At 70.9% G+C, this 14,096-nt stretch carries 12 protein-coding genes; 2 read left to right on the top strand and 10 right to left on the bottom strand.

Translation table 11 applies throughout. The features are described 5' to 3' along the window. Window positions 1–125 precede the first annotated feature (125 nt). The 5 genes from ACWEV3_RS09380 to ACWEV3_RS09360 all read right to left on the bottom strand — a co-directional run bounded on the left by ACWEV3_RS09380 (window position 126) and on the right by ACWEV3_RS09360 (window position 5,474). The gene (locus tag ACWEV3_RS09380) at window positions 126–1,658 is read right to left on the bottom strand and encodes a bifunctional uroporphyrinogen-III C-methyltransferase/uroporphyrinogen-III synthase (protein ID WP_132492426.1); all 1,533 of its coding nucleotides are present in this window, start codon (window positions 1,656–1,658) and stop codon (window positions 126–128) included. Between the two features lie 14 nt (window positions 1,659–1,672). Beyond that, window positions 1,673–2,611, bottom strand: coding sequence for a hydroxymethylbilane synthase (gene hemC / locus ACWEV3_RS09375; protein WP_358576115.1), 939 nt, complete (start codon window positions 2,609–2,611; stop codon window positions 1,673–1,675). Next, complete coding sequence (locus ACWEV3_RS09370) at window positions 2,608–3,993, bottom strand: glutamyl-tRNA reductase (protein ID WP_132492430.1); 1,386 nt, start codon at window positions 3,991–3,993, stop codon at window positions 2,608–2,610. The genes hemC and ACWEV3_RS09370 overlap by 4 nt, the downstream gene beginning before the upstream one ends. After that, window positions 3,990–4,844: a redox-sensing transcriptional repressor Rex gene (locus ACWEV3_RS09365; protein WP_452613395.1), complete on the bottom strand. Its 855-nt coding sequence runs from the start codon at window positions 4,842–4,844 to the stop codon at window positions 3,990–3,992. Before ACWEV3_RS09365 ends, ACWEV3_RS09370 begins: the two co-directional genes overlap by 4 nt. A gap of 393 nt (window positions 4,845–5,237) precedes the next feature. Beyond that, window positions 5,238–5,474, bottom strand: coding sequence for a glutaredoxin family protein (locus ACWEV3_RS09360; RefSeq protein ID WP_452613394.1), 237 nt, complete (start codon window positions 5,472–5,474; stop codon window positions 5,238–5,240). A 363-nt stretch (window positions 5,475–5,837) separates the two neighbouring features. Here ACWEV3_RS09360 and ACWEV3_RS09355 point away from each other — a divergent pair, with 363 nt between their 5' ends. Beyond that, window positions 5,838–6,482, top strand: coding sequence for a sigma-70 family RNA polymerase sigma factor (locus ACWEV3_RS09355; protein ID WP_452613393.1), 645 nt, complete (start codon window positions 5,838–5,840; stop codon window positions 6,480–6,482). A 261-nt stretch (window positions 6,483–6,743) separates the two neighbouring features. Beyond that, window positions 6,744–7,607: an HAD family hydrolase gene (locus tag ACWEV3_RS09350; protein WP_452613438.1), complete on the top strand. Its 864-nt coding sequence runs from the start codon at window positions 6,744–6,746 to the stop codon at window positions 7,605–7,607. 117 nt (window positions 7,608–7,724) lie between these two features. Here the strand turns inward: ACWEV3_RS09350 and ACWEV3_RS09345 are convergent, their stop codons facing one another. From ACWEV3_RS09345 to ACWEV3_RS09325, 5 genes are all read right to left on the bottom strand, one after another. Further along, a complete protein-coding gene (locus tag ACWEV3_RS09345; protein ID WP_452613392.1) occupies window positions 7,725–8,132 on the bottom strand; it encodes a VOC family protein in 408 nt (135 codons plus the stop codon). Window positions 8,133–8,297: 165 nt separating this feature from the next. After that, complete coding sequence (locus ACWEV3_RS09340; RefSeq protein ID WP_452613391.1) at window positions 8,298–8,885, bottom strand: HdeD family acid-resistance protein; 588 nt, start codon at window positions 8,883–8,885, stop codon at window positions 8,298–8,300. A gap of 143 nt (window positions 8,886–9,028) precedes the next feature. Next, window positions 9,029–11,560 carry an ATP-dependent Clp protease ATP-binding subunit gene (locus ACWEV3_RS09335; protein ID WP_452613390.1) on the bottom strand — a complete coding sequence of 844 codons (2,532 nt, stop codon included), beginning with the start codon at window positions 11,558–11,560 and terminating at the stop codon, window positions 9,029–9,031. Window positions 11,561–11,805: 245 nt separating this feature from the next. After that, complete coding sequence (locus ACWEV3_RS09330; RefSeq protein WP_452613389.1) at window positions 11,806–12,720, bottom strand: lysophospholipid acyltransferase family protein; 915 nt, start codon at window positions 12,718–12,720, stop codon at window positions 11,806–11,808. Window positions 12,721–12,906: 186 nt separating this feature from the next. Next, on the bottom strand, window positions 12,907–13,941 hold the full coding sequence (locus ACWEV3_RS09325) for an NAD-dependent epimerase/dehydratase family protein (protein WP_452613388.1): 1,035 nt from the start codon (window positions 13,939–13,941) through the stop codon (window positions 12,907–12,909). Window positions 13,942–14,096: the final 155 nt, after the last annotated feature.

Below are 14,096 nucleotides of genomic sequence, written 5' to 3'. Positions count from 1 at the left end.
CGTGAGCGGTTTGGAGCGCCGTAGCAGACCAAAACACGCACGACCCCGGACACCGCTCCAGGTGCCCAGGCAAAGCAGAGGGCGCCTCCGACCGGATCGGTCGGAGGCGCCCTCCACTCGGAAAATCAGCTGCGACGAGCCCGCTTGGCCTTGCGCGGCGGCGGCAGCGCGCCCTCCGCGCGGAGCCGGGCCGCGTGCTCGGCCAGCGCGTCCACCAGGTCCTCCACCCGCGGGATCTCCGGCTGGACGTCGACCCGCAGGCCGAACTCCTTCGCGGTCTCCGCGGTGTTCGGGCCGATGCACGCCACCAGCGTCCGGGCGTGCGGCTTGCCCGCGATGCCGACCAGGTTCCGGACGGTGGACGACGAGGTGAAGCACACCGCGTCGAACCCGCCGGTCTTGATCATCTCGCGGGTCTCGGCCGGCGGCGGCGCGGCGCGGACGGTGCGGTAGGCCGTCACGTCGTCGACCTCCCAGCCTCGCTCGCGCAGCCCGGCCGACAGCGTCTCGGTGGCGATGTCCGCCCGCGGCAGCAGCACCCGGTCGACCGGGTCGAGGATGTCGTCGTGCGGCGGGAACTCCTGCAGCAGGCCCTCGCTGGACTGGTCGCCGGAAGGCAGCAGCTCCGGGATGATCCCGAAGGAGCGGACCTTCTCCGCGGTGGCCTCGCCGACGCAGGCGATCTTCACGCCGGAGAACGCCCGGGCGTCCAGCCCGAACTCGCCGAACTTCTCCCACACCGCGCGGACCGCGTTCGCCGAGGTGAACACCACCCACTGGTAGCGACCGTCGACCAGGCCCTTGACCGCGCGCTCCATCTGCGCGGGGCTGCGCGGCGGCTCGACGGAGATCGTCGGCACCTCGTGCGAGACGGCACCGTGCGACCACAGCCGGTCGCTCATCACGCCGGCCTGCTCCTTGGTGCGCGGCACCAGGACCTTCCAGCCGTACAGGGCGCGCGACTCCCACCAGGACAGCTTGCCGCGCTCGGACACGATGTCGCCGATGGTCACCACCAGGTGGCCCTGCAGCTCACCCGCGTCGGCGGCCAGCGAGGCCAGCGTCGTGTCGATCGTGCGCTGCTGCACGGTGGTGCCGGAGGCGGTCACCGCCACGGCGGTCGTCGCCGGCCTGCCGTGCTCGACCAGGCGCGAGGCGGCCTCGGCCAGGTGGCTGCCGGTGGTGTGCAGCACCAGCGCGCCGGGCACCGCGGCCAGCGATGCCCAGTCCACGTCGCCGCGGACATCGACCTCGGTGTGCACCGCGCCGAGCGCGACGCCGGCGTAAGCCGGAACCGCGCTGCCGCCGGCGACGCCGGGGATGATGTCGAAGGCGGCGCCGGTCTTGGCGACCTCCTGGACCTCGCGGACCACCGCGTCGGCGGTCAGCGGGTCGCCCGCGACCAACCGCACCACGGTGCGGCCGATCGCGGCCTCGTTCGCCAGGTCCTTGGCCACGTCCGCGGGATCGCCCACGGCGGGGCGGACTTCGGCGCCGTCGGCTGCTTGGCCGACGATGTCGGCGGGTACGTCCGGGTCGGTCACCAGCAGCGAAGCGCGGGTGATCACGTCCCGGCCCCGAACGGTGAGCAGTCCCGCGTCACCGGGACCGGAGCCCACGAAAGCAATCCGTCCGGGGGTCTTACGTGCTCGGGTCATCAGGGCACTCCCCATCAACTACTGCCAGGTCCGCTGAGCAAAGCGGCCCTGGCTTCCAGCAACTGGGCGGCCAACTCCCGGCCCAGCTGCTCGGCGGCGGTCGTCTCACCAGTGGCGGAGGCGCGCACCAACTGATCGTCGTCGGTCGCCACCACCCCTCGCACGGACAGCCGCAGCGCCACGCGCCCGTCCTCGTCGAGGTCATCCACCACTTCGGCCAGCGCGCCGACCGGCGCGCTACAGCCCGCTTCGAGCGCGGACAACATCGCGCGCTCGGCGGCCACCGCGGCGCGGCTGGCCTGATCGTCCAAAACGGACTGCAGCAGGTGCTCGGTGTCCACGTCATCGACGCGGCATTCCACTGCGAGCGCACCCTGGGCGGGCGCGGGCAGCATCTGCAGTGGATCGAGCGTTTCCGTGATCACCGCAAGCCGGCCCACACGGGCCAGCCCGGCTCGGGCGAGCACGACGGCGTCCAGCTCACCGTCGGTCACCTTCCGCAGGCGGGTGTCCACATTGCCGCGGATGCTGCGCACCTCCAGCCCCAGGCCGAGGGCCCGGAGCTGGCTGGCGCGGCGCGGCGAACCGGTGCCCACAACGGACCCCGGGGGCAATTCGCCGAGCGTCAGTCCGTCCCGTGCCACCAGCGCGTCCCGCGGGTCCTCCCGGACCGGGACAGCCGCCAGCGACAACCGGGGGTCCGGTTCGGTCGGCAGGTCTTTGAAGGAGTGCACCGCGACGTCCACCTCGCCGGCGGCCAGCGCCTCGCGCAGCGCCGAGGTGAACACGCCGACACCGATCTCGGCGATCGGCGCCATCGAGAGGTCACCGGGGGTCTTCACGGTGACCAGCTGGGTCGGATAGCCCGCCTTCTCCAGCTCCTCGGCGACATTCGACGACTGCGCCATCGCCAGGGCGCTGCCGCGGGTGCCGATGCGGAGGGTCTTGTTCAACGGTCCTCACCGTCCTGTTCTGCTCGACCGCGCAGCCGCGCCTGGGCGACGGTGACCCCGCCGGGCAGGCTCTCGTCGGCCTGCGGGGTGCCGAGCACGGCAGTCGTCTGCGGATCGAGTTCGAAGAGCTCTCGGAGCGCGTCGGCGTACCCGGCACCGCCGGGCACCGACGCGAGTTGCTTGACCCGGACCGTCGGCGTGTGCAGGAGCTTGTCCACCACGCGACGGACGGTGCGCGCCAGTTCGTCGCGCACGTCGCCGTCCAGTTCAGGCAGCCGCGAGTCGAGTCGCAGCAGTTCACCGTCCACGACCTCGGCGGCGCGCTTGCGCAGCGCGGTCACGGTCGGAGTCACCTCGGCCGAGCGTTGCGCGGCGAGGTAGTTGCGCAGTTCCTCGGCGACGATCTGCGCGGCCCGCTCGGACTCGTTGCCGCCCTGCTTGTCCGACAGCCGCTGCTGCAGGCTCTCCAGGTCGACGACGGTCACGCCGGGCAGCCCGGCCACCTCGGGCGCGATGTCCCTGGGCAGGCCGAGGTCGCAGCACAGCAGCGGGCGGTCGTCGCGGACGGTCAGCGCCGCCGCGACCACGTCTTCGGTCACCACCGCGCCGATCGCGCCGGTGCAGGCCACCACCAGGTCGGCCGCGGCGATCGCGCTGCTGAGGTCCGTGAGGTCGGCGGTGCGGGCGGCGACGCCGTCGGCGCGCAGCGACGAGGCCAGCCGTTCGCCGTTGGCCGCGGTGCGGTTGGCGATCACGACCTCGCCGATGCCCGCGCGCTTGAGCTGCGCGGAGGCCAGGCCGCCCATCGAGCCCGCGCCGACCACCAGCGCGCTGCGCCCGGCCAGGCCGTCGAGCGCGACCTCGGCGTCGGCGAGCGCCTCGGAGACCACCGACGCGCCTTCGGCGTCGATGCCGGTCTCGGCGTGCACCCGCTTGCCGACGCGCAGCGCCTGCTGCGCGAGCTCGTGCAGCGTCTTGCCGACGGTGCCGTTCTCGTCGGCGGTGCCGTAGGCCTGCCGCAGCTGGCCGAGGATCTGCGCCTCGCCGACGACCATCGAGTCCAGGCCCGCGGACACCGAGAACAGGTGCTCCACCGCGGCGCCCGCGTAGTAGACGTAGAGGTGATCGGCGAGCTCGCCGACCTCCGCACCCGCGTGCCGGGCGAGCACGGACGTCACGTCGTCCAGGCCGCCGTGGAAGGTCTCCGCGACCGCGTAGACCTCGACCCGGTTGCAGGTCGAGATGATGAACGCCTCGCAGATGTGCTCGCGCTGCAGCAGTTCGCCGAGGAGCTTGGGGACGTCATCGCCGCCGATCGCGACGCGCTCCAGCACCCGCACCGGGGCGCTGTGGTGGGAAATCCCGACGGTGAGCAGGTTCACAGCCGTTCCACCATCCTGTCCGCCGATTCGACCTCACCCGACACCCGATCGCCGCCGCCCGGCGGACCGATGTCCGCACCGTCCACATCGGATCGGCCGGCTTCCGCCGCCGCTTCCTGCTGACGTCGGGCCACGTGAAACGAGAGGATCTGCATCTCCACCGCCAGGTCGACCTTGCGCACCTCGACGTCTTCGGGGACCTGCAGCACGACGGGCGCGAAGTTCAGGATGCACGTAACGCCGCCGGCGACCAAACGGTCGCAGACCTCCTGGGCGCCCTGCACGGGCGTGGCGATGACGCCGATGGTGACCTCGCGGTCGGCGCACACCTCGACGATGTCGTCGATGTGGCTGACCGGGATGCCGCCGACCGGCACGCCGACCAGGTCCGGGTCGAGGTCGAACAGCGCGGAGACCGGGAAGCCGCGGCCGGGGAAGCCGCCGTAGTTGGCCAGCGCGTGGCCGAGGTTACCGATCCCGACCACCGCGACGCTGTGCTTGCGGGTCAGGCCCAGGGTGCGCTCGATCTGGCCGATGAGCACCGCGACCTCGTAGCCGACGCCGCGGGTGCCGTAGGAGCCGATGTAGGAGAGGTCCTTGCGCAGCTTCGCGGAGTTGACCCCGGCGGCGACGGCCAGCTCGTCGCTGGAGACCGTGCCCACGTTCTGCTCGGCGAGAGCGGAAAGGGCCCGCAGGTAGACCGCGAGCCGGGCGACGGCGGCTTCCGGGATCGCCCTGGCGCGCTCCCGAGCCGCGGGGACCTCGATCGCCGGCGCCTGCTTGGAGGCGGTCCGGGAATCGGCCTCGGCCTGCCCGTCACCGTCCTGCACGTCCGCTCCGTGGGCCGTCACGCTGGATCTCCCTCGCCCTACCTGCTGCTTTGGCCTGCCCGCCCGTCCGCACCCGGAGGCGCGGCGGTCGTCGCCCACTTCCCGGCATCCCTGCTCAGGCTGGGGGCTCCGACACCGGCCGGGCTGCCGACCGGCTGCCCCGGCGTCATCCGCGAACGCCGTCGGCATCCGACGGCTCGACACCTGATCCGCTGATCCACACCGAGAATCCGGCGACCCGACCCGTACACCGTAACTAATTTGTGAACGCATGCACAAAGTCGCAGGGCCGGACTCCGCCGGAGGCGCAAGCCTTCCCCGCCATCATTGCCGATAGCCCCCCGACGTGCCAAAACGCGTGGTCTGGAGCACGTGACGGCGACAACCCGCGCCGGCACCGGGCGAGATCACGGTTCAGCGGGCCAGGGCCCGGCGGAAGCGGTCCTCCTCGACCTTCCAGTAGCCGTGCTCGACTCCATCGATCAAGATCACCGGGACCCGGTCGCCGTACTCCGCGCGCAGTTCCGGGTCGGCGTCCACGTCCTGCGCGGACCACGGCACGTCGAGCTCTGCGCAGATCCGCCGCACGTCGGAGATCGCGTCCGCGCAGGAGTGGCAACCCTCGCGGGTCATCACCGTCACCTCGTGCATGCCTTCGCTCCAGGGAGAAATTCGGGCCGACTTCGCGGCTTCCAAGGTACCCAGCGGACCGGGGGGCGGTGCGACACCGACCGCGCTGGTCAAGTGTCCAAAATCACCTGTCCGAGTTAGGCGTCGCGCCGCAGTTGAACACGCTGTGCAACCAGACCGTCACCGAGTAGCACTACCTACTTCCGAGTAACAACACGTATGCTGCTGCTCCAACGCCCACGCCCCTGGCGTCACCAGGCCGTCGGAGCCCCGTCGGCCGGCCGGAGGCGGGTGTCCGCCGGACACCGCGACATGACACCGGCACCGGTGCGTCCCACCTGCACCACGCCGGTGGAGCCAACGACGGCAGGAGGTCGCAAAGAGATGAGCAGCCCGAAGACGCTCACACCCCCCGCCCCGGCCGCACCCTTCCGCAGCGTCGACACCCCGGTCGCCCGACCGGTGCCCCGGCCGGGCACCGAGAGCTGGGCGTACGTCAGCGCCGCGCAGCAGGGCGACAACGACGCCTTCGGCCACCTCTACGACGAGTACGCCCAGATCGTCTACCGGTACGTGCTGTTCCGGGTCAGCGACCACTGCCTGGCCGAGGACATCACCAGCGAGACGTTCCTGCGCGCGCTGCGCCGGATCGCCTCCATCAGCTACCAGGGCCGCGACGTGGCGGCCTGGTTCATCACCATCGCCAAGAACCTGATCCTCGACCACATCAAGTCCAGCCGGAACCGGCTGGAGATCCCCACCTCCGACGTCACCGACAACCTGCCGGTCGGCCGGACGCACTTCGGCCCGGAACAGCACGTGCTCACCGAGGCGACCCACCGGGAGCTGCTCAGCTGCGTCCGGCAGCTCAACCCCGACCAGCGGGAATGCATCCGGCTGCGGTTCCTGCAGGGCCTGTCGGTGACCGAGACGGCGGTCGCGATGCAGCGCAACGAGGGGGCGGTCAAAGCCCTCCAGCACCGCGCGATCCGCCGGCTGGCGCAACTGCTGCCCGACGACCTCCGCTGACCACCCGCCGCGATTCCGGCGGAAACCGGAAGCCCGGTTTCCGCCGGAATCGCGGACCACCACGCCACGGCGGAGGTGCGCAAGTTCGGTTGCGGCCAGGTCTTAAGCTAGAGGCCTGCTGAGCCGGTTCGGCCCGGGTCGGCAAGACCTGGAACTTCGCACGACAACACCGGAGGACCCCCGGGAGGCGCGGCGGTGCCGACACGTCAAGGCTCAGCCGATGGCGCGGACCGGAGCTCGCGCGCGCCCGGCTCCGATCCGATCGACAGCGCGAAGGTGGCCGGTCGCGCGTCCGCCGAGGCCGCCGTCGCCGCCGCGCCGGTCCCGGACGGCTCGCTGGCCACCCCGCCCGACCTCACCGCCGCGGCGTTCTTCGACGTCGACAACACGATGATGATGGGCGCCTCGCTGTTCCACTTCGCCCGCGGACTCGCCGCCCGCAAGTTCCTCACCGCCACCGACCTGGCCGGGTTCGCCTGGCAGCAGCTGAAGTTCCGGGTCGGCGGCCGGGAGAACCCGCAGGACATGCAGGCCAGCCGGGAGCAGGCGCTGTCGTTCGTGGCCGGCCGCAAGGTCTCGGAGCTGGTGGAGCTCAGCGAGGAGATCTACGACGAGCTGATGGCGGACCGGATCTGGGCGGGCACCCGAGCGCTGGCCCAGATGCACCTCGACGCGGGCCAGCGGGTGTGGCTGGTGACGGCGACACCGGTGGAGCTGGCGCAGATCATCGCGCGGCGGCTCGGGCTGACCGGGGCGCTGGGCACGGTCGCGGAGAGCTCCGACGGCGTGTACACGGGCCGGCTGGTCGGCGAGATGCTGCACGGGCGCGCGAAGGCGCACGCGGTGCGGGCGATGGCCGCCAGCGAAGGCCTGGACCTGCGCCGCTGCACGGCTTACTCGGACTCGGCCAACGACATCCCGATGCTGTCGGCGGTGGGGACTGCGGTGGCCGTCAACCCGGACCAGCGCCTGCGCGACATCGCCCGGGCCCGCGGCTGGGAGGTCCGGGACTTCCGGACGGGCCGCAAGGCGGCGCGGATCGGCCTGAACTCGATCATGGGGGCCGGCGCCGTCGCGGGAGCGGTAGCGGCCGGCCTCGCCTACCGCCGCCGCGACCGGTCGTGAGCGATCCTTTCGGTTCTTACCGGCTTCAGCGCTCACGACCCGTCGGAAGCGCCGCCGACGGCTCGTGAGCGGTTGATCCGGTCTTACCGGAACGACCGCTCACGAGGCCTGCGCCGGTCACGAGCCGGCGATGTTCACCATCCAGCCGATGCCGAACCGGTCCACGCACATGCCGAACGTGTCGCCCCACATCTGCTTCTCCAGCGGCACCGCCACCGTGCCCGCCTCCGCCAGCTTCGCCCAGTAGCCGCGCAGCTCGTCCTCCGAGTCTCCGCTGATGCTCACCGAGATGTTGGTGCCCGGCTTGTGCTCCATGCCCGGCGGCGTGTCGGAGGCCATGAGCGTGAAGCCGCTGTCGGTCTCGAGCATCGCGTGCATGACCTTGTCCGCGCTGCTCGGGTCCGGGGCGCCGAACTCACCGAACGTGCTCATCGTCAGGTTTCCGCCGAACACGCTCTTGTAGAACTCCATCGCCTGTCGGGCGTCGCCGTCGAAGCTGATGTACGGGTTGAGCCGGGAACTCATCGGATTCTCCCCACCGGTAGCGGATTGGACTCGGCGAAAGCATGACCGGACGCACCGACGGCGGCCACGCGAAAACCGGACCGGTGCGGTGGCATCCCCGCCCACCGCACCGGCCCATCCGAAGGCCGGGCGCGCCCCTCCCGCTCGCGCGTCCGGTCATCGGCGTCATCCGGATGCGGCGAGCCGCTTCGCGGCGGAGCGGATCCGGAACGCGGTGACGATCTCCACGATGCCGAGGACGACCAACCAGATCCCGCCGAACAGGACCAGCAGCGCCACCGACGCCAGCGGCGACACCATCAGCACGATCCCCGCCAGGGCCGTGACGATGCCCATGAAGATCTGCCAGCCGCGCGCGGGCATCGCCCGGTCGGCTATCGACGCGGTCGTCTGGGTGACGCCGCGGAACAGCCAGCCGATGCCGATCCACAGGCCCAGGAACAGGATCGACTGCATCTCGCCCCGGAAGCACAGCAGGCCCAGCAGGATCGACAGCGCGCCGCTGATGAACGCCAGCACCCTGATCGCCGCCGTCACGTGCGTGCCGAACGCCGCGACGATCTGCAGCACACCGCTGACCAGCAGGTAGACGCCGAACAGCACACCGATGACGATCAGCGTCGCCCGCGGCCAGACCAGCGCCAGCACGCCGACGACCAGCGAGCAGACGCCCACGACGAGCACGGACTGCCAGGCCAGCTTCGCGAGCCGGTCGGCCACCGCCTGGGTCGGATCATCCGAAAGGCTACTCATGATCCATCCTTCCCACCGGATTCGAACCGGCGCACTTCCGAGCCGCCCCGACCACTCCTGGACGTGGCGAAGCCTGTTGGGGTGGCGGCGGTTTCGCGCGAAACCGCCGCGTTGAACGAACTCCCCAAGAGCCGCATCGAGCTTCAGACCTTGCTCGATTCGGGCGCCTTGTCCCCGGCCTGCTGCGGGACGTCCGCTTCGTGCGGCCGGGCCAGGGTGCAGATCAGCTCGTCGTCCTCGATCGAGGCGAGGATCGTGTCGCCCGGCTGGACCTCGCCGCGCAGCAGCAGCTTGGAGATCCGGTTGTCCAGTTGCGTCTGGATGGTGCGCAGCAGCGGCCGCGCCCCGAACTCCGGCTTGAACCCGCGCCGGGTCAGCCACTTCTTGGCCGCCTCGGTGACCTCCAGGTCGATCTCCTGGGCGCGCAGCAGGCGGCGGCTGCGGTCCAGCATCAGGTCGACGATCTGCGCCAGGTCGTCCTCGGTCAGCCGGTGGAAGACGATCGTCTCGTCGATGCGGTTGAGGAACTCCGGCGCGAACCTCGCGTGCAGGTCGTCCATCAGCTCGTCGCGGATGCCGTCCACGTCGCCCTCGTGGGCCAGGATCCGCTGGGCGCCCACGTTGCTCGTCATGATCACCACGGTGTTGCGGAAGTCCACGGTGCGGCCCTGGGCGTCGGTCAGCCGGCCGTCGTCGAGCACCTGCAGCAGCGTGTTGAACACGTCCCGGTGCGCCTTCTCGATCTCGTCGAACAGCAGCACGCTGTAGGGCTGCCTGCGGACCTTCTCGGTCAGCTGCCCGGCCTCCTCGTAGCCGACGTAGCCGGGCGGGGCGCCGACCAGCCGGGACACGGTGTACTTCTCCTGGAACTCGCTCATGTCGAAGCGGATCAGCTTGTGCTCGTCGCCGAACATCAGCTCCGCGAGCGCCTTCGCCAGCTCGGTCTTGCCGACGCCGGTCGGCCCCAGGAACAGGAACGACCCGATGGGCCGGTCCGGGTGCGCCATCCCGGCCCGGCTGCGGCGGACCGCCTCCGCCACCGCCAGGACCGCCTCGTCCTGGCCGACGACCCGTTCGTGCAGGGCCTCCTCCAGCCGCAGCAGGCGGTGCTTCTCGTCCTCGGTCAGCTGCGCGACGGGGATGCCGGTGCGCTTGGACAGCACCTCCGCGATGTCCTGGGTCGTCACGTCCGCGACGCCTTCGCGCCGCTCGGTGATCCCGGCGATCTCCCCTTCCAGGTCCTCGATCTGCTCCTTGAGCTCGCGGGCCCGGTCGTAGTCCTCGGCGTCGACGGCCTGGTCCTTCTCGCGGCGCAGCTTGGCCATCCGGTCCTCGCGCTCCCGGACGTCGCCGCTGCGGCTGACCGACCGCAGCCGCACCCGCGCGCCCGCCTGGTCCATCAGGTCGATGGCCTTGTCCGGCAGGTAGCGGTCGCTGATGTAGCGGTCGGAGAGGGCGGCGGCCGAGGAGAGCGCCTCGTCGGAGAAGCGGACGCCGTGGTGCGCCTCGTAGGAGTCGCGCAAGCCCTGCAGGATCTGGATGGTCTCCTCGACGGTGGGCTCTGCGATCAGGACCGGCTGGAACCTGCGTTCCAGCGCGGCGTCCTTCTCCACGTGCTTGCGGTACTCGTCGATCGTGGTGGCCCCGATGACGTGCAGTTCTCCCCGGGACAACGCGGGCTTGAGGATGTTGCCCGCGTCCATGCTGCTCTCGCCGCCGGCCCCGGCGCCGACGATGGTGTGCATCTCGTCGATGAACAGGATCACCGAGCCCTCGGCGGCGCGGACCTCGTCGATCACCTTCTTCAGCCGCTGCTCGAACTCGCCGCGGTACTGCGCGCCGGCCACCAGGCCGGTCATGTCGAGCGCGAGAACCCGCTTGTCCTGCAGGGTTTCCGGGACGTCGCCGGCGATGATGCGCTGCGCCAGCCCCTCGACGATCGCGGTCTTGCCGACGCCGGGTTCGCCGATGAGCACGGGATTGTTCTTGCTGCGCCGGGAAAGGATCTCCACGGTCTGCTCGATCTCGTCGGCGCGCCCGACGACCAGGTCCAGCTTGCCCGCGCGGGCCTCTTCGGTGAGGTCCCGGCTGTACTCGTCCAGCGTCGGGGTGTCGCTGCCCGCGGTCGTCGGGATGTTGTCGGTGGTCGCGACGCGGTCGACCCGGTCGCGGAGCTTGCGGGTGTTGATCTCGTAGGAGTCCAGCAGCTTGACCGCCGCCGAGTCCGGATCGTCGAGCAGGGCCGCCAGGATGTGCTCGGGCCCGATGTAGGACTTCTCCGCCGCCTGGGACCGCGCGTGCGCGCCGATCAGCGCGCGCTTCGCGGCGGGCGTCAGCCCCGGGCTCGCCGAGGGCTCGGCGCTGGCGCCGGGCAGCACCTCGGCGATCCGCGAGGCGAGGTGGTCCGGCTCGGCGCCGGCCTGGACCAGCAGGCTGCGGGACGGTTCCACCTGCGTCGCCGCCCACAGCAGGTGTTCGGTGTCCAGGTCGGCGCTGCCGTCCTGCTTCGCGCGCTCGGACGCCTTGCCGATCAGCTCGGTGGCGGATTCGCTGAGCAGCCGGCCGATCGGCACTCGCTGCACGGCGGGCGGCGACGTCATCGGCGACATGCCGAAGAACCTGTTGAGCAGATCCGCGAAGGGATCTTGGGAGCCGAAGGTCGAGGGGTAGCTCATCACGCACCGTCCGCTTCGTCTGGTAACTGTCCGGATTTCCGCGTTTCGACCTCACGGAAAAAGCACGTTCACCAGCACAAATAGAACAACGGACGGCCCGGTCCGCAACGCGGCACCGACCCGACGACCGCCTTACAATCCCTGGCCTCGGCGCCCCGCAACACCAGTTTCAATTGAAACTGGCGACCACCGACGCACGCACCGCCACGCAAAACGAGGCTGGAAAACCTCAATGGAACTTGCGGTCAGCCGAGGAAGACGTTGGTGCGTTGGGAGAGCAGGCGGTAGAGGGTCTGCTGGATGATCTCCCGGACCTGGTCGCTGAGGCTGAACACCAGCATCGGGTCGTCCGCCGCGCCCTCCGGGAACGACGAGGTCTCGATCGGCTCGCCGAACTCGATGTACCACTTCGACGGCAGCGGCACCGCCCCCAGCAGCCCGAAGTGCGGGAAGAACGGCGTGACCGGGAAGTACGGCACGCCGAGCAACCGCGCCAGCGGCTTGATGTCCGCCAGCTTCGGGTAGATCTCCTCGGCGCCGACGATCGAGCAGGGCACGATCGGCGCGCCGGTGCGCAGCGCGGCCGAGACGAACCCGCCGCGCCCGAAGCGCTGCAGCTTGTACCGGTCCTTGAACGACTTCCCGATGCCCTTGAAGCCCTCCGGCCACACCCCGACCAGCTCGCCGTTGGTCAGCAACCGCTCCGCGTCCGGGTTGCAGGCCAGCGTGTGCCCGGCCTTGCGGGCGAGCGGGCCGAGCACCGGCAGCGAGAACACCAGGTCGGCGCCGAGCATCCGCAGGTGCCGGGGCGCCTGGACGTGGTCGTGCAGCGCGACCGTGGTCATCAGCGCGTCCCACGGCAGCGTGCCGGAGTGGTTGGCCACCACCAGCGCGCCGCGGTCGACGGGCACGTGGTGGCCGCCGATCACCTCGACCCGGAACCACTTCTCGTAAACCGGCCGCAGGAGCCGGAGGAACACCTCGTCGGTCAGCTCCTGGTCGAAGCCGAACTCGTCGACCTGGTAGTCGCCGAGCAACCGCCGACGGGCGAACGCCAGCGCGTCGATGACGGCGTCCTCCCAGCCGGGTTCCGGCGGTTTCGCGGCCGCCAGCTGCTCCCGGTCCGCCGCGCGCAGCGGGATCACCTGCGCATCCGCCATCACGCCCCCGCACCCGGTCGGGCGAGACCGTCGCTCACCAGTTCCGCCTCTCCGCGTTTCACAGTTGTGGTTGCGTCCGGCTCAATCCCGCGTTTCGCAGTTTCTCGTGGCTGGTTCGCGTCACGTTCCCCTGAGGTGCGGTTGAGGAGGACTCGGGTTGACACAGGGCTACTCATGCCGCCTCCGTTACCGCAGCTTCCCCAGCAGGTCCCCTGCGCCGCGCTCCAGCGCCAGGATGCTCTCCTTGTCGACCACCGGCCGCAGGCCCCGGCCGCGCACGAAGTCGTCGAACGCCTGCTGGGTGGTCCAGCGCGGGGTGAACCCGAACTCCTCGCGGAGCCTCGTGGTGTCCAGCACCCGGCCGAAGTTGAGGTAGCGCAGCTGCTCCGGCGAGAAGTCGACCAGCCGGGCGCTGCGGAAGAACTGGGCCAGCGGCAGCACCGCCGTGCTCGGCAGCGGCATCGCGACGCGCCCGGCGCGCCGGATCGCCTGCGAGAGCATCAGCACGCCGTCACCGGCCACGTTGAACACGCCGGGCAAGTCCATCATCGTCGCCCGCTCCAGGACCGCCAGCGCGTCCTCGGAGTGCAGCATCTGCAGCCGCGCGTCGAACCCGAGCACGGTCGGCACCACCGGAAGCGCGAAGTAGCGGGCCAGCACGGCGTCGATGCGCGGGCCGATCAGGTTGCTGAACCGCAGCGTGGTGATGTCCACATCGGGCCGCCGCCGGCCGAAGCCGCGCACGTAGCCCTCGATCTCCACCGCATCCTTGGCGTAGCCGGACGACGGCAGGTCCTTGGGCTCCATCTCCTCGGTGAACACCGCCGGGTCCCGCGAGCTCGACCCGTAGACCGCGCAGGTCGACCGGACCACCACCTTGCGCACCAGCGGCGACTGCTGGCAGGCGGCCAGCAGCTGCATGGTGCCGATGACGTTCATCTCCTTCGTCGTGGCCCGTCCGCCGGGCCCGGAGTGGGAGTTGACCGCCGCGTGCACCACGGTGTCGACCTGGGCGTTCGCGATGACCTTGCTGATCAGCGGGTTCCGGATGTCGGCGCGGACGAACTCGGTGCGCCCCATCCGCCGCAGCAGATCGCGGCCGGGCTGCACGGTGTCCACGCCGAGGACCCGCTGAACCGAGGGATCGGCCGCCAGTCGCGCGGCGAGGTGCCCGCCCAGGAACCGGCTGACCCCCGTCACCAGCACGACATTCGGGCCCACTGTGCCTCCCTGCGCTCTCCGGCACGCTCGCCGACTGCGATGCTACCGCCGAATGCGCCCCTCACAGCGGCGTTCGGGTTACCGGAACGAGTCGGCCGCGCGCACCGGCCCACCGGCAAAAAACAACCGCCGCCGACCATCGGCCGGCGGCGGTG

The organism is Saccharopolyspora sp. NPDC003752, assembly GCF_053605825.1.
This window is presented reverse-complemented; position numbering and strand designations above follow the sequence as displayed.